The organism is Ruegeria sp. AB6, assembly GCF_056542685.1.
Genome location: NZ_JBQGAD010000003.1, coordinates 343,133 through 365,306, shown reverse-complemented (window position 1 = coordinate 365,306; position 22,174 = coordinate 343,133). Strand labels below are relative to the sequence as shown.

General features: G+C 58.3%; 22 protein-coding genes. 10 read left to right on the top strand and 12 right to left on the bottom strand.

What is annotated here, in order from left to right:
• Positions 1-72: 72 nt before the first annotated feature.
• The 6 genes from ACR0DB_RS09830 (at position 73) to ACR0DB_RS09805 (ending at position 6,694) form a co-directional block, all read left to right on the top strand.
• Entirely contained in the window at positions 73-1,071 is a 999-nt protein-coding gene (locus ACR0DB_RS09830; RefSeq protein ID WP_480550480.1) for a BMP family lipoprotein, read from the top strand.
• Between the two features lie 87 nt (positions 1,072-1,158).
• The gene (locus tag ACR0DB_RS09825) at positions 1,159-2,688 is read left to right on the top strand and encodes an ABC transporter ATP-binding protein (RefSeq protein ID WP_480550478.1); all 1,530 of its coding nucleotides are present in this window, start codon (positions 1,159-1,161) and stop codon (positions 2,686-2,688) included.
• A gap of 3 nt (positions 2,689-2,691) precedes the next feature.
• Positions 2,692-3,786, top strand: coding sequence for an ABC transporter permease (locus ACR0DB_RS09820; protein ID WP_480550476.1), 1,095 nt, complete (start codon positions 2,692-2,694; stop codon positions 3,784-3,786).
• Positions 3,786-4,754, top strand: coding sequence for an ABC transporter permease (locus tag ACR0DB_RS09815; RefSeq protein WP_170772504.1), 969 nt, complete (start codon positions 3,786-3,788; stop codon positions 4,752-4,754). Before ACR0DB_RS09820 ends, ACR0DB_RS09815 begins: the two co-directional genes overlap by 1 nt.
• 249 nt (positions 4,755-5,003) lie before the next feature.
• A complete protein-coding gene (locus ACR0DB_RS09810; RefSeq protein ID WP_170772506.1) occupies positions 5,004-5,924 on the top strand; it encodes a sulfite exporter TauE/SafE family protein in 921 nt (306 codons plus the stop codon).
• 5 nt (positions 5,925-5,929) lie between these two features.
• Positions 5,930-6,694, top strand: coding sequence for a TIGR02186 family protein (locus ACR0DB_RS09805; protein WP_480550528.1), 765 nt, complete (start codon positions 5,930-5,932; stop codon positions 6,692-6,694).
• A gap of 1 nt (position 6,695) precedes the next feature.
• On the opposite strand, the gene ACR0DB_RS09800 is transcribed toward ACR0DB_RS09805, so the two are convergent.
• The 7 genes from ACR0DB_RS09800 to ACR0DB_RS09770 all read right to left on the bottom strand — a co-directional run bounded on the left by ACR0DB_RS09800 (position 6,696) and on the right by ACR0DB_RS09770 (position 13,606).
• Positions 6,696-7,424: an SDR family oxidoreductase gene (locus ACR0DB_RS09800; RefSeq protein WP_480550474.1), complete on the bottom strand. Its 729-nt coding sequence runs from the start codon at positions 7,422-7,424 to the stop codon at positions 6,696-6,698.
• The gene (locus ACR0DB_RS09795) at positions 7,421-8,953 is read right to left on the bottom strand and encodes an ATP-dependent DNA helicase (protein WP_480550472.1); all 1,533 of its coding nucleotides are present in this window, start codon (positions 8,951-8,953) and stop codon (positions 7,421-7,423) included. The genes ACR0DB_RS09800 and ACR0DB_RS09795 overlap by 4 nt, the downstream gene beginning before the upstream one ends.
• A 60-nt stretch (positions 8,954-9,013) precedes the next feature.
• Complete coding sequence (locus tag ACR0DB_RS09790; RefSeq protein ID WP_480550470.1) at positions 9,014-9,652, bottom strand: acyl-homoserine-lactone synthase; 639 nt, start codon at positions 9,650-9,652, stop codon at positions 9,014-9,016.
• Between the two features lie 82 nt (positions 9,653-9,734).
• Complete coding sequence (locus ACR0DB_RS09785) at positions 9,735-10,454, bottom strand: helix-turn-helix transcriptional regulator (protein ID WP_170772514.1); 720 nt, start codon at positions 10,452-10,454, stop codon at positions 9,735-9,737.
• Positions 10,393-10,611 carry a hypothetical protein gene (locus tag ACR0DB_RS09780; RefSeq protein ID WP_170772339.1) on the bottom strand — a complete coding sequence of 73 codons (219 nt, stop codon included), beginning with the start codon at positions 10,609-10,611 and terminating at the stop codon, positions 10,393-10,395. The genes ACR0DB_RS09785 and ACR0DB_RS09780 overlap by 62 nt, the downstream gene beginning before the upstream one ends.
• Before the next feature lie 207 nt (positions 10,612-10,818).
• Entirely contained in the window at positions 10,819-12,105 is a 1,287-nt protein-coding gene (gene ccrA / locus ACR0DB_RS09775) for a crotonyl-CoA carboxylase/reductase (RefSeq protein ID WP_170772516.1), read from the bottom strand.
• Positions 12,106-12,217: 112 nt separating this feature from the next.
• Entirely contained in the window at positions 12,218-13,606 is a 1,389-nt protein-coding gene (locus ACR0DB_RS09770) for a 1-acyl-sn-glycerol-3-phosphate acyltransferase (RefSeq protein WP_480550468.1), read from the bottom strand.
• Positions 13,607-13,750: 144 nt separating this feature from the next.
• Here ACR0DB_RS09770 and ACR0DB_RS09765 point away from each other — a divergent pair, with 144 nt between their 5' ends.
• The 3 genes from ACR0DB_RS09765 (at position 13,751) to deoD (ending at position 16,887) form a co-directional block, all read left to right on the top strand.
• Complete coding sequence (locus tag ACR0DB_RS09765; RefSeq protein WP_480550466.1) at positions 13,751-15,715, top strand: methylmalonyl-CoA mutase family protein; 1,965 nt, start codon at positions 13,751-13,753, stop codon at positions 15,713-15,715.
• 127 nt (positions 15,716-15,842) lie between these two features.
• Entirely contained in the window at positions 15,843-16,160 is a 318-nt protein-coding gene (locus ACR0DB_RS09760) for an H-NS histone family protein (protein ID WP_480550464.1), read from the top strand.
• Positions 16,161-16,176: 16 nt separating this feature from the next.
• Positions 16,177-16,887, top strand: a complete 711-nt coding sequence (gene deoD / locus ACR0DB_RS09755; RefSeq protein WP_480550462.1) for a purine-nucleoside phosphorylase — start codon at positions 16,177-16,179, stop codon at positions 16,885-16,887.
• A 240-nt stretch (positions 16,888-17,127) separates the two neighbouring features.
• Here the strand turns inward: deoD and ACR0DB_RS09750 are convergent, their stop codons facing one another.
• Both ACR0DB_RS09750 and ACR0DB_RS09745 read right to left on the bottom strand, forming a co-directional pair.
• Positions 17,128-17,274, bottom strand: a complete 147-nt coding sequence (locus tag ACR0DB_RS09750; protein ID WP_170772526.1) for a hypothetical protein — start codon at positions 17,272-17,274, stop codon at positions 17,128-17,130.
• A gap of 132 nt (positions 17,275-17,406) precedes the next feature.
• Positions 17,407-18,186, bottom strand: a complete 780-nt coding sequence (locus ACR0DB_RS09745; RefSeq protein ID WP_480550460.1) for a succinate dehydrogenase iron-sulfur subunit — start codon at positions 18,184-18,186, stop codon at positions 17,407-17,409.
• A gap of 412 nt (positions 18,187-18,598) precedes the next feature.
• Between ACR0DB_RS09745 and ACR0DB_RS09740 the strand changes: the two genes are divergently transcribed.
• Positions 18,599-19,414, top strand: coding sequence for a glycosyltransferase (locus ACR0DB_RS09740; RefSeq protein WP_480550458.1), 816 nt, complete (start codon positions 18,599-18,601; stop codon positions 19,412-19,414).
• Between the two features lie 62 nt (positions 19,415-19,476).
• On the opposite strand, the gene sdhA is transcribed toward ACR0DB_RS09740, so the two are convergent.
• Genes sdhA through sdhC form a run of 3 tightly spaced genes read right to left on the bottom strand, consistent with a single transcriptional unit; the run spans position 19,477 to position 22,071 of the window.
• Positions 19,477-21,282 carry a succinate dehydrogenase flavoprotein subunit gene (gene sdhA, locus ACR0DB_RS09735; RefSeq protein WP_480550456.1) on the bottom strand — a complete coding sequence of 602 codons (1,806 nt, stop codon included), beginning with the start codon at positions 21,280-21,282 and terminating at the stop codon, positions 19,477-19,479.
• Between the two features lie 18 nt (positions 21,283-21,300).
• Positions 21,301-21,672, bottom strand: a complete 372-nt coding sequence (gene sdhD, locus ACR0DB_RS09730) for a succinate dehydrogenase, hydrophobic membrane anchor protein (RefSeq protein WP_170772533.1) — start codon at positions 21,670-21,672, stop codon at positions 21,301-21,303.
• A gap of 12 nt (positions 21,673-21,684) precedes the next feature.
• Positions 21,685-22,071: a succinate dehydrogenase, cytochrome b556 subunit gene (gene sdhC / locus ACR0DB_RS09725; protein WP_170772535.1), complete on the bottom strand. Its 387-nt coding sequence runs from the start codon at positions 22,069-22,071 to the stop codon at positions 21,685-21,687.
• Between the last annotated feature and the right edge of the window lie 103 nt (positions 22,072-22,174).

The following is a 22,174-nucleotide window of genomic DNA, read 5'->3' as shown; positions in this document are numbered from 1 at the left end:
CAGATATGCTCGCTCATAGTGGGTGAACGGGGCTATCTTGGCCCCGACCGACAATAACAACGGGAGTAACAAATGACCCTGATGAAATCCTTGATGGGCGCCGCCGCAGCCGTCGCACTGACCGCAGGTGCGGCCCTGGCTGAACCGGCCCTGATCTTCGACCTGGGTGGTAAGTTTGACAAATCGTTCAACGAGGCCGCCCATAATGGCGCGCAGCGTTGGGCCGATGAAACCGGTGGCAGCTATCGCGAGATCGAACTGCAATCCGAAGCCCAGCGCGAACAAGCTCTGCGCCGCTTTGCCGAGGCCGGTCTGAACCCGATCATCACCATGGGCTTTGCCATGGCCGATCCGCTGTCGGCTGTTGCGGGCGACTATCCCGACACCAAATTCGTCGCAGTTGACGTGAACTGGCTGGACGCGCCCAACGTGCGTCAGATCGGCTTTGCCGAGCATGAGGGCTCGTATTTGGTTGGCATGATGGCAGCGATGGCGTCTGAATCTGGCACCGTTGGTTTCATTGGCGGCATGGACATCCCGCTGATCCGTCACTTTGGCTGCGGCTATGCCCAGGGTGCCAAAGCTGTGAACCCTGACATTGAAGTTGTTGCCAACATGACCGGCACCACCCCTGCAGCCTGGAACGACCCGGTGAAGGGCTCGGAACTGACCAAGGCGCAGATCAGCCAGGGTGCTGACGTGATCTACGCAGCCGCAGGCGGCACCGGCGTGGGTGTTCTGCAAACCGCTGCCGACGAAGGCATCCTGTCGATCGGCGTGGACAGCAACCAGAACCACCTACATCCGGGCAAAGTTTTGACGTCGATGCTGAAACGCGTGGACGTCGCTGTTTATGACGCGATGAAAGCGGGTGAGAACCTCGAAACCGGCGTCTTCGCCATGGGTCTGGCCGAAGAAGGCGTGGGCGTTGCCATGGACGACAACAACGCGTCGCTGGTCTCGGAAGAGATGAAAGGCGCGGTCGACAAGGCGCGTCAGGACATCATTGACGGCAATGTCACGGTGACCAGCTACTACGAGAACGACAGCTGCCCCGCACTGCAGTTCTGATATCGCGCGGGCGGGGGTTTTAGCCTCCGCCCGGCCTCCTACCCTGCCGCGCGCCATGCGGCCTTTTCGGCAATCTGAGGACAAGACATGAGCGTCCCCGCCATTGAGCTTAAGGGCATTTCCAAAGCCTTTGGGCCGGTTCAGGCCAACAAAGACATCTCGATCAGCGTCACCCCCGGAACGATCCATGGGATCATCGGTGAAAACGGTGCGGGCAAATCCACGCTGATGAGCATCCTCTACGGCTTTTACAAGGCCGATAAGGGCGAGATTTGGATCAACGGTACCAAGACCGACATCCCGGACAGCCAAGCCGCGATTGCAGCAGGCATCGGGATGGTGTTCCAGCATTTCAAACTGGTGGAAAACTTCACCGTTCTGGAAAACATCGTTCTGGGTGCCGAGGACGGAGGGCTGCTGGCCCCTTCGCTGTCCAAAGCGCGTAAAGAACTGAAAGCGCTGGAAGAAGAATACGAGCTGTTCGTCGACCCTGACAAGCGTATCGACGAGATCGGCGTGGGCATGCAGCAACGTGTCGAAATTCTCAAAGCCCTGTATCGCAAGGCCGAAATTCTGATTCTGGACGAACCCACCGGAGTTCTGACCCCGGCCGAGGCCGATCAGTTGTTCCGCATTCTCGACCGGCTGCGGTCCGAGGGCAAGACGATCATCGTGATCACCCACAAACTGCGCGAGATCATGGAAAACACCGACACCGTCTCGGTCATGCGGCGCGGCGAGATGACGGCCACCGTCAAAACCGCCGATACCAACCCGCAGGAACTGGCAGAGTTGATGGTGGGTCGCAAAGTGCTGCTGCAGGTAGACAAGCTACCTGCGAAGCCGGGCCAGCCCGTCCTTGAGATCGAGAATTTGAGTGTCACCGATAGTGCGGGCGTCGAGCGGGTCAAGGGCATCGACCTGACCGTCCGCGCGGGTGAAATCGTGGGGATCGCTGGGGTTGCCGGCAATGGCCAGTCCGAACTGCTTGAGGTCTTGGGCGGGATGCGTCCGGGTCAAGGCACGATCCGCCTGAACGGCGCACCTTTGGCGCTGAGCGGGACGGGCTCGGATGGTCAAACACGCCGAGCGCAAGGGATTTCGCATGTACCCGAGGACCGCCAGCGCGAAGGCCTGATAATGGACTTTCACGCGTGGGAGAACGTGGCCTTCGGCTATCACCGCGACCCGGCGTACAAGCGGGGCCTGTTCATGGACAACGCCGCCCTGCGCGCTGATACCGAGGCCAAGATGGAAAAGTTCGACGTCCGTCCGCCCAACGGCTGGCTCACCGCAAAGAGCTTTTCGGGCGGCAACCAGCAGAAAATCGTCGTCGCGCGCGAGATCGAGCGAAACCCCGACCTGCTGCTGGTCGGCCAACCTACCCGCGGCGTGGATATTGGCGCGATCGAGTTCATTCACAAACAGATCGTCGCCCTGCGCGATCAGGGCAAGGCCATCTTGCTGGTTTCGGTCGAGTTGGAGGAGATATTCTCGCTGTCTGACCGGATTGCGGTGATGTTTGACGGACATATCATGGGCGAACGCCTGCCCCATGAGACGGATGAAAAAGAGCTGGGCCTGCTGATGGCCGGTGTTGCGGGAAAGGCCGCGTGAAGCATGGATAAAATGCCCAAATGGGCCGATGTCGTTCTGATCCCGCTGATCAGTCTGATACTGGCCGCAATCCTCTCGGCGCTGGTGATCCTCGCCATTGGTGAAAACCCCATCGAGGCCGTGAACCTGATGGTCACCGGCGCGCTGGGGTCGACCTATGGCTGGGGCTATACGCTGTATTACGCGACCAACTTCATGTTCACCGGTCTGGCCGTAGCCGTGGCATTTCACGCGCGCCTGTTCAACATCGGCGGTGAAGGTCAGGCCATGCTGGGCGGTCTGGGCGTCGCCATGGTGTGCCTCTATATTGATTGGCCTCATTGGGGCGTTGCCCTGTTGGCCGCCTGTGTCGGATCCGCCCTGTTCGGGGCTTTGTGGGCAGCGATCCCCGCCTACCTACAAGCCAAGCGCGGCAGCCATATCGTGATCACCACGATCATGTTCAACTTCATCGCGGCGGCTTTCCTGAACTATATGCTGGTCAACGTGATGCGCCCGCAAGGCTCACAAGACCCGGCAACCGCGCGTTTCCCCGAAGCGGTGCATCTGCCAACCTTCCAATCCATGTTCTCAACCGCCGAGAATGCTCTGTTCCGGGGCGCGCCCGCGAATATCTCGTTCTTTGTAGCTCTGCTTGCTTGTGTCGCGGTCTGGGCGCTGATCTGGCGCACGCGGCTGGGCTATGAAATCCGCGCTTACGGCCATTCGGAAACCGGGGCCGTCTATGCCGGGATTTCGCCTGTACGCATCACCATCATCGCCATGCTGATCTCGGGCGGATTGGCCGGAATGATGGCCATCAACAACGTCATGGGCGAGGCGGAACGTCTGGTCCTGAACTCGACCGAGGGCGCAGGTTTCATCGGCATCGCCGTGGCGCTGATGGGGCGGTCGCACCCGTTCGGGGTGTTCCTTGCAGCGATTCTGTTCGGATTCCTCTATCAGGGCGGTGCAGAACTTGCGCTGTGGACCTCGATCCCGCGTGAGCTGATCGTGGTCATTCAGGCCCTTGTGATCCTGTTCACCGGAGCGTTGGACAACATGGTACGGATGCCGCTTGAAAAGCTGTTCCTGAGTCTGCGGAAAGGAGCGCAGTGATGGAAGCTTTCGTAACACTCATCCAAGTCCTCGATTCAACAATTCGACTGGCAACGCCGCTGCTGCTGGCCTGTCTGGCGGGGCTCTATTCGGAACGCGCGGGCATCTTTGATATCGGGCTTGAGGGCAAGATGCTCATGTCCGCCTTCTTCTCGGCCGCCGTGGCCGCTGTGACCGGCTCGGTCTGGCTGGGCCTTCTGGCTGGGATCGGGGCTTCACTGATCCTGTCGGCCTTGCATGGCGTTGCTTCGATCACGTTCCGAGGCAATCAGCTGATCTCGGGTGTGGCGATCAACTTCCTTGCCTCGGGGATGACCGTTCTGGTCGCACAAAGTTGGTTCCAGCAGGGCGGGCGAACCCCGTCCCTTTTCGGCGGGGGCCGGTTCGAGCCGATCAACTTCCCCTTTGCCGACGCGTTGAGCAGTGTGCCTGTCATTGGGCCAATTTATTCCGAGTTGCTTTCAGGGCACTCGATCCTCGTCTACGTCGCTTTCCTGATGGTGCCGCTGACGTGGTGGATTCTGTACCGCACCCGTTTTGGCCTGCGTTTGCGGGCCGTGGGCGAAAACCCGGCCGCCGTTGATACGGCCGGGGTCTCGGTCGTGGGACTGCGCTTTGCTGCCGTGGCTATTTGCGGTGTTCTGTGCGGGATCGCGGGCGCCTATCTGGCGACCGCCCTGCAAGCCGGCTTCGTCAAAGAAATGACCGCCGGTCGCGGGTTCATCGCACTAGCCGCGCTGATCTTTGCCAAGTGGCGGCCCTGGCACGCGATGGGCGCCTGCCTGCTATTCGGCCTGCTTCAGGCAATTGCGCTGCGGTTCCAGAATATCGACCTTGGCGGTGTCATCATCCCTGTACAGGTCATGGACGCGCTGCCTTATATCCTGACCGTGGTCATTCTGGCCGGGTTCGTCGGCAAGGCTGTACCACCCCGCGCGGGTGGCGAACCCTACGTGAAAGAGCGCTGATAGGTCCAGTTTCAGGATTCCTTTCAGTCCTTTTTGCTGCAGAGCGGCATGTAGAGTTGATTTTACATGCCGCACCCGCTCTAAAGAGGTATGCGAGTGTTTCCTGTGATAGCTGTCCTTGGGAAAAAGCCCACTGTGGCCGGGTTTCTGCGGATTGCCTTAGCGGGTCACAACCGGCTTCCGTCATTTTCTGTTGAAACGAGCTTTGCGGCGTTGAACGGCGCATCTGGCCTCAAGTACTAGTTTATCATGCAGATTTACCTTCCCATTGCCGAAGTTTCCGTCAACGCCTTTCTGCTGCTGGGACTCGGGGGCATGGTCGGGATTCTATCCGGCATGTTCGGTGTCGGTGGCGGGTTTCTGATGACGCCGCTGCTGTTCTTCATAGGCATCCCCCCAGCTGTCGCAGTGGCGACCGAAGCAAACCAGATCGTCGCCTCGTCCTTTTCCGGGGTGTTGGCTCATTTCAGACGAAAGACCGTCGACCTCAAAATGGGGACTGTTTTGCTGACGGGGGGCTTAATGGGCGCGGCCCTTGGGGTGGTGGTATTCAACTACCTCAAAAGCCTCGGTCAGGTCGATCTGCTGGTCACACTGTGCTACGTCGTATTTCTGGGCGTAGTCGGCAGCCTGATGTTTATCGAAAGCCTGAATGCGCTGCGCAAGTCTAAAAAAGGCGGGGCCGCGCCCGCAGCGCGCCGTCAGCGCGGCTGGGTCCACGCGATGCCGTTCAAGATGCGCTTTCGCACGTCCGGCCTTTATATCTCGGTTATTCCGCCGGTTCTGGTCGGCCTGTGCGTGGGCGTTTTGTCCGCCATCATGGGCGTGGGCGGCGGGTTCATCATGGTGCCCGCGATGATCTATCTGCTGGGAATGCCGACAAAGGTGGTTGTTGGGACCTCGCTGTTCCAAATCATCTTCGTCACGGCCTTCACCACGATGTTGCACGCAACCACGAACTACACGGTCGATATCGTGCTGGCTGTCCTACTGCTAGTGGGCGGTGTTGTCGGGGCGCAGATCGGGACCGTGATTGGCGCGCGTATGCCGGCTGAGCAGCTTCGGGTTCTGCTGGCCGCGCTGGTTTTGGTGGTGTGCGGTAAACTGGCGCTGGACCTGCTACTGGAACCGTCCGAGCTGTATTCGCTTGGCGCGGAAGGGGGGCATTGATCTTGCTGAAACGGCTGATCCTGTTACTTGCCCTCTGCACCACTCCGGCTTTGGCCGAAGAAGAATCCGTAGTGCTTGGCCTCAGCCAGGACCGCGTTGCAATCACTGCAACCTTCGACGGGTCCGAGATACTGATTTTTGGTGCCGTCAAACGCGAAACACCGATCCCGGACGGCCCTCCGCTTGAGGTGATCGTCGCCGTGGCCGGGCCGTCCAGCCCCGTAACTGTCCGGCGGAAAGAGCGTAAGCTGGGCATCTGGGTCAACACCGACAGCGTTCTGGTCGACCTCGCCCCCAGCTTTTACGCCGTGGCCACAAGCGGGCCACTGAAGGAAATCCTATCGGATACCGAGGATCTGAGATACCGCGTCTCGATCGAACGAGCCATCCGCTCGGTCGGAGCCGCGATGCACATCAAGGGCGCGCAGGATTTTGCGGATGCCGTAGTGCGTATTCGCGAGGATGAAGGCCTCTATTCGATCCGCGAAAACACCGTGGCGGTGGATGAGCAAACCTTGTTCAGAACCTCGATCGCCATGCCCGCTGACCTGACTGAGGGCGACTATGCCGCGCGAATCTTCCTGACCCGAGGTCGCGAAGTGATCTCGGAGTTCGAGACAACGATTGACGTGCGCAAGGTTGGGCTAGAGCGGTTCCTCTACAACATGTCCCGCCAACAACCTGTGTGGTACGGGCTGATGTCGCTGGTTATCGCCATTGCCGCCGGTTGGGGCGCCTCCACGGCCTTCCGCCTGCTGCGCGAGAACTGATCTAGCCGCGCCCGATATAAGGCATCGTTGTGGCCATCACCGTCATGAACTGAACATTCGCTTCGGGCGGCAAAGACGCCATGTGCAGCACGGACCGGGCTGCATCCCCGACATCCATTGTGGGGTCCGGCTGCTGCCCCGCAGCAACGGCGCTGTCGACCAGTCCCTGCACCATCTGCGTTCGCGCGTTGCCGATGTCGATTTGACCGCAGGCAATGCCAAAGTCGCGCCCATCCAGCGACAGGCTGCGTGTCAGCCCCGTGATCGCGTGTTTGGTCGCCGAATAATGCACCGAATTCGCCCTGGGGACATAAGCGGCAATCGACCCGTTGTTGATGATCCGGCCGCCTTGCGGCGACTGGTGTCGCATGATCCGAAAGGCTTCGCGCGCGCACAGGAACATGCCGTTCAAGTTCACGTTGACGCTTTGGTACCAGTCGTCCAACGCGATCTCATCAATTGTACCACCGGGGGCAAAGATGCCCGCGTTGTTGAACAAGACATCCAGCCTGTCTGCCCGGTTCGAAAACGTCCGAAAGGCCCGCGCGACCGCGACCGGATCCGTCACATCTGCCGCCAGCGCGATCGCCTTGGAATGTTGTTGCGCTATTTCATCCAGCTTATCGGCGCTACGGGCCAACAGGCCGACGGTCCAGCCCTCGTTTAGAAACAGCTCGGCCGTGGCGCGCCCTATGCCCGAGCTTGCGCCGGTTACGATGATCGTCTTCATGTCTCTTCCGCCTCCAATGTCAGCGGGGCCGTCGGAACCGCCCGCAAGTCATCAATGCGTAACGGATAGGTCGGCTTTGCCAGACGATTGCGCACGACCCAGATCAACCGCTCCTGCGCGCGCGTGATCGCCACATAAGCCAGACGTTTCCACAAAGGCTGCCCGGCCTCGGTCCGGCCCATCCGAGCGGCGGCATAGATATCCGGTGCAAAGACCTGCACTGTGTCCCATTGCGACCCCTGCGCCTTGTGGATAGTCACAGCCGCCCCATGCAGAAAAGTCGCGCCCATGCGGGCGGCATAGGGGATGAACGGCTCTTCCTCATCCGGCATTTCGATTTTGACGATCGAGGCCGCGCTGACCTGCGGGTCTTCGGCCCCCATGACATGCAGGCGCGAAAAACCCAGCTTGCGACCCGGCCCCAGATAAACAACCTGCGCCCCTTTGATCAGCCCGCGCGCCTCAAGGTCCAGGCGCTTCTTTCGATGCTTCAAGGGCAGTTCGATCCCGTCGCAGATCAGCGGTTCACCTTCCAGTAACTCGGTCGCAGGCGCCCCGTGCACTTGCCGAAACGCCTGAATCAAGCGGATGCGCGTTGCATTGCGCCAGACAAGAACCGGGCTGCGGGCCATCAGATCAACCTCGACCCGTTTCCCCCACACGACGCGGTCATCCCGCTGGGCAGTCTGTTCGACCAGACGCTCGAAATCTTCAAACCCCATGGCAGGGTCGGCCAGCGCATGGGCCAGATCCAAAATGGGATTGTCTGCCGTCTGACGGTGCACGCGATGCAGGATTTGTTTTCGCGGCTCGGGCAGACCGTCAAACACCATGCTGCCCGATTGATTGACCGGAGCGAGCTGCGCCGGATCGCCGAACAGCAATAGTGTCGGGAAAATCTCTTGCAGGTCCTCGAACTGCCGGTCATCCAACATCGAGGCCTCGTCCACAAACCCGATATCCAAAGGTTCTTCCCGACGTTTCCAGCCAGTAATGAAATCCGACCCGCGCAGCCCAGCAGCAGCCAAAGCACCCGGAATGGATTTGTTGTTTTCATAAAACGCGGCGGCACGGTCCAATGCCTCGTCCGTTAACCCTTCGATTTCGGGGCGTTCGTCGTTTCCGGCCAGCCACTCGGCAATCCGCTCATATTCAGGGTCATAGACCGGGGTATAGAGGATGCGGTGGATCGTGGTCGCAGGAACGCCGCGCAAACGCAACACGCTGGCCGCCTTGTTGGTGGGCGCTAGAATAGCAAGGCTGCGTTTGTCCCGCGCCTTGCGGCTTTCAAAATCGCCCGAGACGATCTGAACGCCAGTTTCAGCCAGCGCCTTGTAAAGCTCGGCCAACAGCAGCGTCTTGCCCGACCCAGCCTTTCCGATCACCGCCATCACACCGGATTTGCCATTGCCCGGCAGTTTCAGAAGGGCATCGTCATCCAGATCAACGCCCGCCGACCTCAACATCTCGGCGATGTTGTCATAGGCAGCGGCTTGGTCGTCCGAGAAGGTCACTAAGGGCGTAGACATGGCGCGACCCTACAAGGCCGCGCCCGCTATCACCAGATGCGGTTTCCGGTTTTCAACAGCTTATGCCGACAGAGCAAACCGATGCTGCCGACCGGTGCCAAACGCGGTCTTGAACCAAAGGCGCGACAGTTCACGCGGGATACCGGCACGCTCGGCCACACGGTTGCAGTCGTCGGAAGAATAAGGCCACAACCCGACGGAAATCTGATCACGCCCCTTCCCTTCCGAGCCAAGAACGACCGGAGACGACCCTATCAGCCGGTAAATCCGAATCATGCGCGCATCAAACACACCCGCGATATGAGTCAGGCCGAACCCTTCCATGATTTCACCCCCGCTTAGCATAATGGCACCGGCGGTATGTGGGCTGGCCGTTCGGGACAGGCAAAAGCGTGTCACCTCCCAGATCAGGGGGCTGTTGATCGGTTCACCCCCGGTCAGATGCCCGAATACTTCGTTCACCATAACGCGCCCAGTGGTAGGCAACACACGCATGGACCCGCCGTGACTACCATCCTCTTCTTCCCAGATAACGTAGAGCGGGTTCAGATCGTCATACTGATCCCTCTCTTCCCCCTTTTCGTTTATACGCACGTCCCAACCCAGCCGGGTTTTGAATTGATCGGCCCGGTCGCGGAACATTCCGTCGGCGAGATCCGGAAACTTGTGAAGTTCGTCGGCAAACAAATAGCGCAACATGACTTTTCCCCTTGTCGTCCTGTGCAGGAACGAAGGGGGTACAAAGTCGTGGTTAATTTCCGGTTCGAGGGGCGCGCGGTCGTTAAACGACTATTAATCCCCGACTGAGCGCCGTTGCGATCGCGTGGGTGGTATTCTGCGCCCCAAGCTTGGCACGGGCGCTTTCGATATAAACACGCAGCGTGTGTTCAGAGATTGACAAGGAATGCGCCACTTGCGCTCGGCTATAGCCCAGCGCCAGAAGGGTCATGGCATCCACCTCGCGTGGGGACAGCCCGCGCGGCGCATCCGGTTGACGGTCGCGTTCAAACTCCAGCGCCTTTCGATTGAAATAATGCGCAATCAGGATCAGCTCACGCCCATGGGTATCGATGAAAGCTTTCCAACTGGCGTCGTCGCAGGTGTGGTTTACGGTGAACAGCGCAAACTGGCCGTTCGGGCCCCGGATCGGGATCGAATAGCCCTGGTTGCCTACCCCGTGCTCCAACGCGTCCTGCAGGAAATTCTTCGCCACCTTGCCGGACCAGTCCAGAGATTTCCAATCCACAGGATGAAAGCGCTGAAAGCATCCCAGGATGACGGGGTCGATACGGTGGTAATTCCGCTCGAGATATCTTTCGGCCCAGGCATCGGGATAGGTCGTATACCCGTACTGGTCCCCGGCCCCGTCGACCCAATGATAGATCAGATGCTCGATGTGCAATCGCTCGCGTAATCCAAGGGCGACCGCACCCAATTCATCAAGCGTGCTGGTGTTTTCCAAGTCCTCCAGGACCTGAGCCATATCCGGTGTTGTTCCCATTCGCGGGCGTCCGAGCCTCATCCTTCAAGGACGCAATCTCGGCCGCTGCGATCAGCTTGGTGTCATCCAACTGCTCGGCAAGCGCGGTCAAACCGTTCTCAACCGCAAAGGCGTTGAGATCCGACAAAACGTCCAGTATCCACTCATTTTTCGCCATCTAAAGTCGCTCCGAAACGGTTAACGAAGGGTTAACACAACCATAACATGTGCAGTGTTTTTTAGGCTATTCACGGGTTTCTACTCCCCAAAAATAGCGGGACCGGGTTCTGCAAGTCGTTGAAAAGGATCACATGCGCCTAATACGCAGTGCGCCCGCGAACCGGATCAACGATTCGCGGGCGCGATTTCTGATAGAGCAGGCCGCTTATCCGCGTGCGTCCAGAACCTCTTCCAGAGTCCGCATGCCAGTGCGCGGTGCCTGAACCAGAACCGACATGTTGCCCGGCTTATGTTCGTTGCGCATCATTTTCATGTGAGCTTCGGGCAGCTCGTTCCAAGCAAAGACTTCAGACATGCAGGGGTCCAGACGACGTTCGACCATCAACTGGTTCGCAGCGGACGCCTGTTTCAGGTGCGCGAAGTGCGAACCTTGCAGGCGCTTCTGGTGCATCCACATGTACCGCACGTCGAAGGTCAGATTATAGCCGGTGGTTCCGGCGCAGATCACGACCATACCACCCTTTTTCACAACGAAGGTCGAGACAGGGAAGGTGCTTTCGCCGGGGTGTTCGAACACCATGTCGACATTCACACCCTTGCCGGTGATGTCCCAGATGGCTTTGCCGAATTTGCGGGCCTCTTTGAACCACTCGGCATATTCCGGCGTGTTGACGGTAGGCAGCTGACCCCAGCAGTTGAAATCTTTGCGGTTCAGAACGCCCTTGGCACCCAGACCCATCACGAAATCACGCTTGCTTTCATCCGAGATCACACCGATCGCATTTGCGCCCGCCGTATTGATCAACTGGATCGCATAAGACCCCAGACCACCCGAAGCGCCCCAAACCAGAACGTTCTGACCGGGTTTCAGGTCATGCGGCTCGTGCCCAAACAGCATCCGGTACGCAGTGGCCAGCGTCAGCGTATAGCAGGCGCTTTCTTCCCAGGTCAGGTGCTTGGGACGCGGCATCAACTGCTGCGCTTGGACATTGGTGAACTGGGCAAAAGACCCGTCCGGTGTCTCATAGCCCCAGATACGCTGGCTGTCCGAATACATCGGATCGCCGCCATTGCAGGCTTCGTCGTCGCCGTCATCCTGATTGCAATGGATCACGACCTCATCACCCACTTTCCAGCGACGCACTTTGTCGCCCACGGCCCAGACGATGCCCGAGGCATCCGAACCCGCGATATGGAATGGCTGGCCGTGGCCGTCGAACGGGCTGATCGGTTTGCCCAGTGACGCCCAAACGCCGTTATAGTTCACACCTGCCGCCATCACCAGAACCAGCACCTCGTGGCTGTCCAGCTTGGGCACATCGACCACTTCCAGCTGCATGGCCGTGTCCGGCTCGCCATGGCGCTCCTTGCGGATTGCCCACGCGTACATCTTCTTGGGCACAAACCCCATCGGAGGGATCTCACCCATTTCATAGAGGTCTTTTTCCGGCGCGTCGTAGGTCGCGATACCGCTTTCGGTGTCCAAAGCCATGTTGGCCTCCTTCCATCTCAATGTTTGCCGCGATGCAGAATCGCAGGCCTTACCAGATGAAATATTGGGCCTTGAGAAATATTGCAACCAATTTTGTATCTATTTTGTAATTTTATGACCCAGCGGATGCAGAAATTCTCTTTGCGAGCGCAGCATCTCCGAACTCCACATCACCCGGAGCCGAGGCCGCATAATACTCCAGCAGGTCAACCCTTTGACCAGATTGGGATATTTTCCCGTCCACTTGTTTCAGAATCCGCCTTTGGACAAGTTGATCCAAAGCTTGGGTGATTGCAGCCTCACTCGGGTCGGTCAAAGTTCCGTCACGTCGCATGGCCTGCGCGACAAGGCTGCGCACATCATCCTCCAGCAACGCAGTTCGGTCTTGGATCAGCTTGCAGATCGCAGGCAGCGGCACCAACGGGATTGCATCCTTGATACGTCCCATCAAAGCACGAGCGAGGTCAGTCATGACGTCTTGTTCATGTTCGGCCCGGAAGTCCTGCAACGAAATGGGCCGGCCATAGCGCACCGACGCCAGACCAAAGCGCGTATAGTGCCCGATCAGTCGGCGGCCGATCTGCTTCAGAATCCACCCGGTGATCACTCCGATCCGAGCCCGAAACCGCCTCTCACTCCCAAGCGCAGCCTTGGTCAAGATTGTGTCCTCAAGCACCCGGTCATAATTCAGCGCAACAGGAACAAACACCACGTCCTTGCCGCCCGGCTTGGTTCCGTCCAGTATGTATTTCAACAGACCAAGCTTGGGGCGCCCTAAGGCACCGGTCAGACTAAGCCCCCCTTCAGGGAACATGGCCTGCGTCACCCCCGCTTCGGTCGCGTGTCGCACGTAACAAGCCAGTACCTGCCGGTACAGCTCACTGCCCGATCTGCGCCGGATAAAGTAGGCCCCCATGGCCCGGATCAAGCGGCTGAGTGGCCAAACTCGTGCCCATTCCCCCACCGCGTAAGACAGCGCTGAATGTTGCGCGGCCAGATATGTGACCAGCACGTAATCCATGTTGCTGCGGTGGTTCATCACGAACACAACGGTCGCATCCGGGTCGATAGTCTTGATTGCCTCTTCATCCTGATAGCTGAGCCGCACGTCATAAAACGCATTACTCAGCATCCGCGCCAACCTTATGGCGATGCTGAAATAGGCTACGGCTGAAAAGGAGGGCACGATTTCACGCGCATAGCGGCGGGCCATTTCGAAGGCCACCGCCTCGGGCACCCCGGTTTCGCGGGCATGGTCTTGCACAGCCTGCCCCACCTGCGGGTCGTAGATCAGACGTTGGATCATGTCGTGCCGCTCGGCCAGCTTGAACGGTTGGATCGGGCGTTGCAGGCGGGTGTTCAGGCGTTTGACTGCGCGTTCAAGACGACGGCGAAAGAACCACCGCACCGAAGGGAACAGGAAATGCGAAGCAAATGTGACCGCGGCAAATACCAGGATCAGCAAAAACAGCCAAAGCGGAAGCTCCACGGTCTCAGTCATGCGCGCACCCTGACAGCAAACGTTGCGTCCTACAATCACAAGAACCACATATGCCGCAACGCAGCGAATTGACATATCCCAAAAATTGCGCTTTAGAGGCTTTGTGAGTAATTTTATTGCCCCATCAGGACACGAGGCCTCGCCATGACGCAGATGCAGAAAGATCGCCCCTGGCTCATCCGAACCTATGCCGGTCATTCCACGGCACAGGCGTCAAACGCGCTGTATCGCGGCAATCTGGCCAAAGGTCAGACCGGTCTTTCGGTTGCTTTCGATCTGCCGACTCAGACGGGGTATGACAGCGACCACACATTGGCGCGCGGCGAGGTCGGCAAGGTCGGCGTGCCGATCAGTCACTTGGGCGACATGCGGGTTCTGTTCGACCAGATTCCGTTGGAACAGATGAACACCTCGATGACCATCAACGCGACCGCGCCGTGGTTGCTGGCGCTGTATATCGCCGTGGCCGAGGAACAGGGCGCGGATGTGTCCAAGTTGCAGGGCACGGTTCAGAACGATCTGATCAAGGAATACCTGAGCCGCGGCACCTATGTGTGCCCGCCGAAACCGTCGCTTAAGATGATCGCGGATGTGGCCGAGTACTGCTATACCAATGTGCCGAAATGGAACCCGATGAACGTGTGTTCCTATCACTTGCAGGAAGCTGGCGCGACACCCGAACAAGAGCTGGCCTATGCACTGGCAACGGCCATTGCCGTTCTGGACGAGCTGCGCCCGCGCGTACCGGCCGAAGATTTCCCCGCGCTCTGCGGTCGGATTTCGTTCTTTGTGAACGCGGGCATCCGTTTTGTCACCGAGATGTGCAAGATGCGCGCCTTCGTGGATCTTTGGGATGAGATTCTGAAAGACCGTTACGGGGTCGAAGATCCCAAGTTCCGCCGCTTCCGCTATGGCGTGCAGGTGAACTCGCTCGGCTTGACCGAGCAACAACCAGAAAACAACGTCTATCGCATCCTGATCGAGATGTTGGCCGTGACTCTATCGAAAAAGGCACGCGCGCGCGCGGTTCAGTTGCCTGCCTGGAACGAGGCGCTGGGTCTGCCCCGCCCATGGGATCAGCAATGGTCGATGCGGATGCAACAGATTTTGGCTTATGAGACCGACCTGCTGGAATATGGCGACTTGTTCGACGGCAACCCCGCTGTCGATGCCAAGGTTGAGGACCTAAAGGAAGGTGCACGCGCCGAACTGGCCAACCTGGATTCGATGGGCGGTGCGGTCGCCTCGATCGAATACATGAAATCCCGCTTGGTGGATTCAAATGCCGAACGCTTGAACCGGATCGAGCGGAACGAGACCGTCGTCGTCGGCGTGAACAAATGGACCGAGGGCGAGCCCTCGCCGCTGCAAACCGAAGATGGCGGCATCATGGTAGTTGATCCGGCTGTCGAGCAGGAACAGATCAACCGCCTGAACGAATGGCGGTCCGAGCGTGACGACGCCGCAGTCTCCGCAGCGCTCGCGGCTTTGCGCGAAGCGGCGCAGACCGGTACGAATGTCATGGAGCCTTCGATCGCAGCCGCCAAGGCGGGCGTCACCACCGGTGAATGGGCCGAGGAGATGCGCAAGGTCTACGGCACCTACCGCGGACCCACTGGTGTGTCGGGGTCGGTCTCGAACAAGACCGAAGGGCTGGACGAATTGCGCGCCGCTGTGGATGCGGTCAGCGACAAGCTGGGGCGTCGTCTGAAATTCCTGGTCGGCAAGCCGGGGCTGGACGGCCATTCCAACGGCGCAGAACAGATCGCCTTCCGCGCGCGCGATTGCGGCATGGACATCAGCTATGAAGGCATCCGCCTGACGCCCGAGGAAATCGTCAACGCCGCTATCGAAGACAAGGCACATGTGATCGGTCTTTCGATCCTGTCCGGCAGCCACATTCCCCTTGTCGAGGACGTCATGGCCCGCCTGAACGCCGCCGGATTAGACGTGCCTGTGATCGTCGGCGGCATCATCCCGGATGACGACGCCGAGAAACTGAAAGCGATGGGCGTTTCCGAAATCTACACACCCAAAAATTTCGAACTGAATGCGATTATGGGTGACATCGTGACTCTGGTCGATCCGCAAAATCTGGCGGCGCAATAACAGTTCTGTTTCTTTCTGGATTCTCAATTTCTATTCCTTGAGAAAAGGGATAGATAATGCCTGTCATTGGAATTCCGGTTTGGTTTTGACACCATCCGGAATTCGATTCGAATACAAGGGAAATCAGATGGGAACCAATCTGGAAAACATGTCGCGCAAAGAGCTGATCGCTCTGCGCGAAAATGTTGATAAGGCGTTGAAAAAAGCAGATAAAAGAGAGCGGCAAGAAGCTCTGAAAGCTGCTGAAAAAGCAGCGGCGGAATACGGGTTTTCGCTGGCTGAATTGTCAGATGGCGGTTCTGTGACTGGAAAACAAGCCAAATCCAAAGCGAAATATCGCAATCCTTCTTCGCCCGATCAAACCTGGTCCGGGCGCGGCCGAAAACCGCAATGGGTGCATGATGCGCTGAATTCCGGCGCCAATATGGCTGATTTGGAAATCTGATTGGAATTGACCTGACATGACAATTCATATTGGCGCTGAAAAAGGCGAAATTGCAGAAACGGTATTGTTGCCCGGCGATCCCTATCGGGCAAAATGGGCCGCCGAGACCTTTTTAGACGACGCAAAACAGGTCAACAATGTGCGCGGCATGTTGGGTTTCACCGGCACGTGGAAAGGTAACCCGGTTACGATTCAGGGCAGCGGCATGGGCATGCCCTCACTGTCGATCTACGTGAACGAATTGATCCGTGACTACGACGCAAAAACTCTGATCCGCATCGGTTCGTGCGGCGGAATGCAGGACAGCGTTAATATCCGCGACGTGATTTTGGCGATGACATCAACCACACTCAGCACGCCGTCGCGGGGCATCATGAAAGAGCTGAATTTTGCCCCCTGTGCCGATTGGGGCCTGTTGCAAGCAGCGGCGCAGGCTGCGACTGCCAAAGGCACGCCGACCCATGTGGGCGGCATCTATTCGTCGGACGTGTTCTATGACGAACGGCCCGATCTGAACGAACAGATGGTGCGCCACGGCATTCTGGGCGTCGAGATGGAAGCCGCCGAGCTTTACATTCTCGCCGCCCGTCACAACTGCCGCGCGCTGGCCGTGTTGACGGTTTCTGACCACTTGCTGACCGGCGAGGCGCTCCGCTCATCCGAGCGGGAAAGCAGCTTTGGCGACATGGTCGAGATTGCCTTGCAGGCCGCGTTTCCTGAGGCCTGAATCCAGACGGGCCTACCGTCACTCTCGTCCTTTGAGGCATGCCGTAGGAGAGGTCTCGCCCTTCTGCCGCGCGCCGCAAAAAGCGCAAGTCCAAACCCCTTCTTTACGGTGCTGACGCCAACGGCAATCACGCGTCAGAGTCGTTGTGCGGGATCGCCAGAACAGATAGGCGAAGACACCGGCAGCAAGCAAAAGCAACAGAATGGGCATGGCCTTCCATCGCCCATTCCAGTCGGCGGATCAAGCCGCGTTTGCGTATTCAAACAACTCTGGCTCATGCTGCTCTTGGGTCGAGTTCGGCTCGGGCATGTAGTAGGCCCACGCCTGATCCAACAACTCCAGTGCTTCTGCCGCAGCGGCTTGTTTTTCTGAGGGTTTTTTTTCCATCGGAGCGATCCCTAATTGGTTCAATCACTCCTCCCTGACCAGACTATAAGCCCGATCAACACCCGTCGCAGCGCATGATTTTGCAATCTTGCCATGCGCTTACCGCAAAGCCACAAAGCATGGCTGTACGGGTTAAACCGCGCGTTCGACCATCATCTTTTTGATTTCGGCAATCGCTTTGGCCGGGTTCAGACCCTTGGGGCAGGTCTTGGCACAGTTCATGATCGTGTGGCAACGATACAGCTTGAACGGATCTTCCAACTCATCCAAGCGCTCACCCGTTGCCTCATCGCGGCTGTCGATGATCCAGCGATATGCGTGCAGCAACGCGGCGGGCCCAAGATAACGGTCACCATTCCACCAGTAGCTGGGGCACGAGGTCGAGCAGCTTGCGCACATCACGCATTCATACAGGCCATCCAGTTTTTTGCGATCTTCGATGGACTGCTTCCATTCCTTCGCCGGGCGGTTGGTCTTGGTTTCCAGCCACGGCATAATGCTGGCATGCTGAGCATAGAAATGCGTCAGATCAGGGATCAGGTCCTTGACCACGGGCATATGGGGCAGCGGGTAGATCTTTACGTCGCCCTTGATCTCATCCATGCCATAGATACAGGCCAGCGTGTTGATCCCGTCGATATTCATCGCGCAGGATCCGCAAATACCTTCGCGGCAGGACCGGCGGAAGGTCAGCGTCGGATCGATCTCATTCTTGATCTTGATCAGCGCGTCCAAAACCATCGGGCCGCAGCTGTCCATATCGACGAAATAGGTATCCACCCGAGGGTTCTGACCATCATCCGGGTTCCAGCGATAGATCTGAAACTTGCGCACATTGGTCGAGCCATCCGGCTTGGGCCAGGTTTTACCGGTGGTGATCCGGGAATTCTTTGGCAGGGTGAGTTGTACCATTTCCGACCTCGCTAAATTCCTGCCTGTTGATACACTTTGAGAGGCGGAAAGCCAACCTTTTCGCCTTGAAAACAGTCAATAAAATTAGGCATTTTCGCCTTTACAAACTGATTTTGCGCGGGAAACGTGCAAGAAGTGAAATGGCTTGGAATTCCAGCAGGTGCAAACCCGAAAAATGCCGACAAACGTCGCAAATATTCCTTTCGGGACAAAGAACCCGTATCAGAAAATGATGTATTCCGCCTGCGGGCCGGAATTCAATCTGACCACATCTAAGAACGTGGAGTTTTCAGAATTTGCACACCCTGATTTTCCGGAAGAAAACAGGGTTCTCCACCTGCATTGGGATGATAGGCTGTTTCGAGAATCAGGCGAGGATGATGCGCTTAAATTCCAGCAGGCGCGCGCGCACTTGGACCGGTTCAAGCAAAACGGTGGCCGCTTGATCTGGACCATCCACAACCAACAGGCCCACAGCCATGGTGACGCCAACGACCTATTTTCCGAAAACCGCCGTGCCCTGACGAAAATGGCGGATTTGATCCACGTGCACACGCCTCATGCATGGGCCTATATGATATCCGAATACGGGGCCGAGTCTGAAAAACTGCGTCTGATCCCGCATCCCAGCTATCTGGGAGTTTATGAAGATGCCGAAGTCTCAATGGCCCGTCCCCTCGCACCCCGCCCGATCACGCGGTTTCTGACTTTCGGCGCCATGCGAGGCAATCGTGAGTTGGACCGGCTTCACCTCGCGGCCCGTAAACTGACCAATCGAGGGCACGCGTTTCACGTCTCGATCGCCGGGCGTGTATTTCGAAAGGGCCGCCGATTGGCGCGTCGGCTGGATGGCATCGCCAATGTTTCGGTCATTGCCGATCGCATACCCGACAGCGAAATACCCCAGATATTTTCGCAGGCCCATGTCTACGTGCTGCCATCGACGACCACCTTCACCTCGGGCACGGCGATGTTGGCGCAAACCTTCGGCTTGCCGATAGTCGGACCCGATATAGAAGCGCATAAACAAACCACACCCGAAACCTGCCACGATCTGCTTTACCCTGCGCAAAACCCCCGAGGGTTGATCCGTATGATGATGCGTATGATGGAGATGTCTGACGCGGAACTGAATGAGAAACGGCTTGCCTGTTTCGAATTCGCCGTCCAACGCGATCCGATGCGTGTCTCGGGATTGTTAAAGAATGCGTTGTCAGAACTTGTTTGATCCGCACACGCGCCAAACAAAAAAGCCACCCCAATCCGGGATGGCTTTGACAGATCAACCGATCAGAAGGTCCGCGCCTTCGGAGCGATTTTCTTAAGGCTGATGCCGCCTTCGGCTTCGGTCGTCAGCGGGTCCGCAATCACAGGGCGATAGCTGAGCTCGACCTTGTTGCCCTCGACCCGGCTAACGGTGTGAACGCGCCAGTTCTCATCATCGCGCTCGGCAAAGTCCTCATGGGCGTGGGCACCACGAGATTCCTTACGCGCTTCGGCTCCGACGATCGTCGCCAATGCGCTCGGCATCAGGTTGCCCAGTTCCAGCGTCTCCATCAGGTCGCTGTTCCAGACCAGCGAGCGGTCGGTGACTTTCAGATCGTCCATCTTGGCTGCAATGGCCGTCATCTTTTCGACGCCTTCAGCCATGGTCTTGGCGGTACGGAATACTGCCGCGTCAGCCTGCATGGTTTTCTGCATCTCAAGTCGCAAGTCAGCGGTCGGGATCGAACCATTAGCGTTGCGTGCCGCATCGAACCGGTCAAACGCCTTATCGACCGACGCCTGATTCAGCACCGGATTCGCAGCCTCGGCATCTACAACCTTACCGGCCCGGATCGCGGCCGCGCGGCCAAAGACCACAAGGTCGATCAAAGAGTTCGAGCCCAAGCGGTTTGCCCCATGAACCGAGGCACATCCGGCCTCGCCCACAGCCATCAGGCCGGGAACCACGGCGGTTGGGTTATCGGCAGTGGGGTTCAGAACCTCACCCCAGTAGTTCGTTGGAATGCCACCCATGTTGTAGTGAACCGTTGGCAGAACCGGAATCGGTTCCTTGGTCACGTCGACACCGGCGAAAATCTTGGCCGACTCTGAGATGCCCGGCAGGCGTTCTGCCAGTGCCTCGGCAGGCAGGTGCGACAGGTTCAGGTGGATGTGATCCCCTTCTCCACCCACTCCGCGCCCTTCGCGGATTTCCATGGTCATCGACCGGCTGACATAGTCACGGGGCGCAAGGTCTTTATACTGGGGCGCGTAGCGCTCCATGAACCGCTCACCTTCCGAGTTGGTCAGGTATCCGCCCTCGCCCCGAGCACCTTCGGTGATCAGGCAGCCCGAGCCGTAGATACCGGTCGGGTGGAACTGCACGAATTCCATATCCTGCAGGGCCAGGCCCGCGCGGGCGACCATGCCACCGCCGTCACCGGTGCAGGTATGGGCCGATGTGGCGCTGAAATAGGCGCGCCCATAGCCGCCGGTCGCCAGTACAACCATCTTGGCGTTGAAGACATGCATCGTACCGTCGTCCAGCTTCCAGCAGACGACGCCATGACACTGCCCGTCCTCGGACATGATCAAGTCGATGGCGAAATATTCGATGTAGAACTCGGCGTTGTTCTTCAGCGATTGCCCGTACAGTGTATGCAGGATCGCGTGGCCGGTCCGGTCAGCAGCCGCACAGGTCCGCTGTACTGCGGGTCCTTCGCCGAATTCAGTGGTGTGGCCGCCGAAGGGACGCTGATAGATCTTGCCTTCTTCGGTCCGACTGAAGGGCACGCCGTAATGTTCCAGCTCGTATACTGCCTTGGGGGCCTCACGCGCCAAGTATTCCATTGCGTCGGTATCGCCCAACCAGTCAGAGCCTTTGACGGTGTCATACATGTGCCACTGCCAATGGTCCGGCCCCATGTTCGACAGTGATGCTGCGATGCCACCCTGCGCCGCAACCGTGTGCGAGCGGGTCGGGAAAACCTTGGTCACGCAGGCGGTGCGCAGCCCTTGTTCGGCCATGCCCAGGGTGGCCCGCAGACCCGCCCCACCGGCGCCGACAACGACCACGTCATATTCATGCGTTTCGTATTCGTATGCAGCCATTTCTTTCAGCTCCGGGAATTAGAGGGCAATGCGGGCGATGGCGAACAGGCCCGCCGCAGCCGCGCCATAGGACAGGCAGGTTGTCAGGATGATCAGGACCTTCTCGGTCGTGCCGTGGGCATAATCCTCAAGCATCACCTGTGCGCCTTCGGCGAAGTGTTTCATACCGATCACCAATGTCAGCGCCGCAACAATCGCCGGGAACGGGCGCGAATAATAGTCCAGGACCACATCGTAGGGCTGCCCCAACACGGGACCAAAGGTGAAGATGAACAGCGGAACAAGGATCAGCAAAGCCACCGAGCTGACCTTCATCCGCCAGAAATGGGCTGTGCCCGCTTTGGCCGATCCCAGGCCAGTTGCGCGTTTGCGGTCTGTCAAATAACGCATGGTTGGCCTCCTTTAAGCAACGATAATCAGGGTCAGAAGGGTCAGGACAACCGATCCGCCAACTACAGCCCAACCCAATTTAGTAGCAGTGGGAATATCCAGGCCCATCGCGTTGTCCCAAATCAGATGCCGAATACCGGCCAGCGTGTGATACCACAGCCCCCACAAAGACAGCGCCATGACCAGATCGCCCAAAACCGACGTCAGCCACCAGTTCGCGCGCTCGAATGCCTCGGGCGAGGTCGCAGCGGCCAGAAACCACCAGACGATCAGCAAAGCAGCCACGATCATGGCGTTCCCGGTGATGCGTGTCAGGATGGATGTGACCGAGGTCAATTGCGGACGATAGATCGACAGATGCGGAGAAAGCGGGCGATTGCCCCGATTAACATCGGCCATGGCGGCTCCTTTTCGGTTGGCTACCGAACGTTTTACTGGTTTTTGCGACACTGTCACGTGCTGCACATGCAAAAAAGCCGCAAATTGACGCAATATGGCAGAT

What these genes read in the sequence shown, in the direction of transcription:
- ACR0DB_RS09830 (WP_480550480.1), top strand. Translation starts at nt 73, where the DNA reads ATGACCCTGATGAAATCCTTGATGGGCGCCGCCGCAGCCGTCGCACTG.
- ACR0DB_RS09825 (WP_480550478.1), top strand. Translation starts at nt 1,159, where the DNA reads ATGAGCGTCCCCGCCATTGAGCTTAAGGGCATTTCCAAAGCCTTTGGG.
- ACR0DB_RS09820 (WP_480550476.1), top strand. Translation starts at nt 2,692, where the DNA reads ATGGATAAAATGCCCAAATGGGCCGATGTCGTTCTGATCCCGCTGATC.
- ACR0DB_RS09815 (WP_170772504.1), top strand. Translation starts at nt 3,786, where the DNA reads ATGGAAGCTTTCGTAACACTCATCCAAGTCCTCGATTCAACAATTCGA.
- ACR0DB_RS09810 (WP_170772506.1), top strand. Translation starts at nt 5,004, where the DNA reads ATGCAGATTTACCTTCCCATTGCCGAAGTTTCCGTCAACGCCTTTCTG.
- ACR0DB_RS09800 (WP_480550474.1), bottom strand. Translation starts at nt 7,424, where the DNA reads ATGAAGACGATCATCGTAACCGGCGCAAGCTCGGGCATAGGGCGCGCC.
- ACR0DB_RS09795 (WP_480550472.1), bottom strand. Translation starts at nt 8,953, where the DNA reads ATGTCTACGCCCTTAGTGACCTTCTCGGACGACCAAGCCGCTGCCTAT.
- ACR0DB_RS09790 (WP_480550470.1), bottom strand. Translation starts at nt 9,652, where the DNA reads ATGTTGCGCTATTTGTTTGCCGACGAACTTCACAAGTTTCCGGATCTC.
- ACR0DB_RS09785 (WP_170772514.1), bottom strand. Translation starts at nt 10,454, where the DNA reads ATGGGAACAACACCGGATATGGCTCAGGTCCTGGAGGACTTGGAAAAC.
- ACR0DB_RS09780 (WP_170772339.1), bottom strand. Translation starts at nt 10,611, where the DNA reads ATGGCGAAAAATGAGTGGATACTGGACGTTTTGTCGGATCTCAACGCC.
- ccrA (WP_170772516.1), bottom strand. Translation starts at nt 12,105, where the DNA reads ATGGCTTTGGACACCGAAAGCGGTATCGCGACCTACGACGCGCCGGAA.
- ACR0DB_RS09770 (WP_480550468.1), bottom strand. Translation starts at nt 13,606, where the DNA reads ATGACTGAGACCGTGGAGCTTCCGCTTTGGCTGTTTTTGCTGATCCTG.
- ACR0DB_RS09765 (WP_480550466.1), top strand. Translation starts at nt 13,751, where the DNA reads ATGACGCAGATGCAGAAAGATCGCCCCTGGCTCATCCGAACCTATGCC.
- ACR0DB_RS09760 (WP_480550464.1), top strand. Translation starts at nt 15,843, where the DNA reads ATGGGAACCAATCTGGAAAACATGTCGCGCAAAGAGCTGATCGCTCTG.
- deoD (WP_480550462.1), top strand. Translation starts at nt 16,177, where the DNA reads ATGACAATTCATATTGGCGCTGAAAAAGGCGAAATTGCAGAAACGGTA.
- ACR0DB_RS09750 (WP_170772526.1), bottom strand. Translation starts at nt 17,274, where the DNA reads ATGGAAAAAAAACCCTCAGAAAAACAAGCCGCTGCGGCAGAAGCACTG.
- ACR0DB_RS09745 (WP_480550460.1), bottom strand. Translation starts at nt 18,186, where the DNA reads ATGGTACAACTCACCCTGCCAAAGAATTCCCGGATCACCACCGGTAAA.
- sdhA (WP_480550456.1), bottom strand. Translation starts at nt 21,282, where the DNA reads ATGGCTGCATACGAATACGAAACGCATGAATATGACGTGGTCGTTGTC.
- sdhD (WP_170772533.1), bottom strand. Translation starts at nt 21,672, where the DNA reads ATGCGTTATTTGACAGACCGCAAACGCGCAACTGGCCTGGGATCGGCC.
- sdhC (WP_170772535.1), bottom strand. Translation starts at nt 22,071, where the DNA reads ATGGCCGATGTTAATCGGGGCAATCGCCCGCTTTCTCCGCATCTGTCG.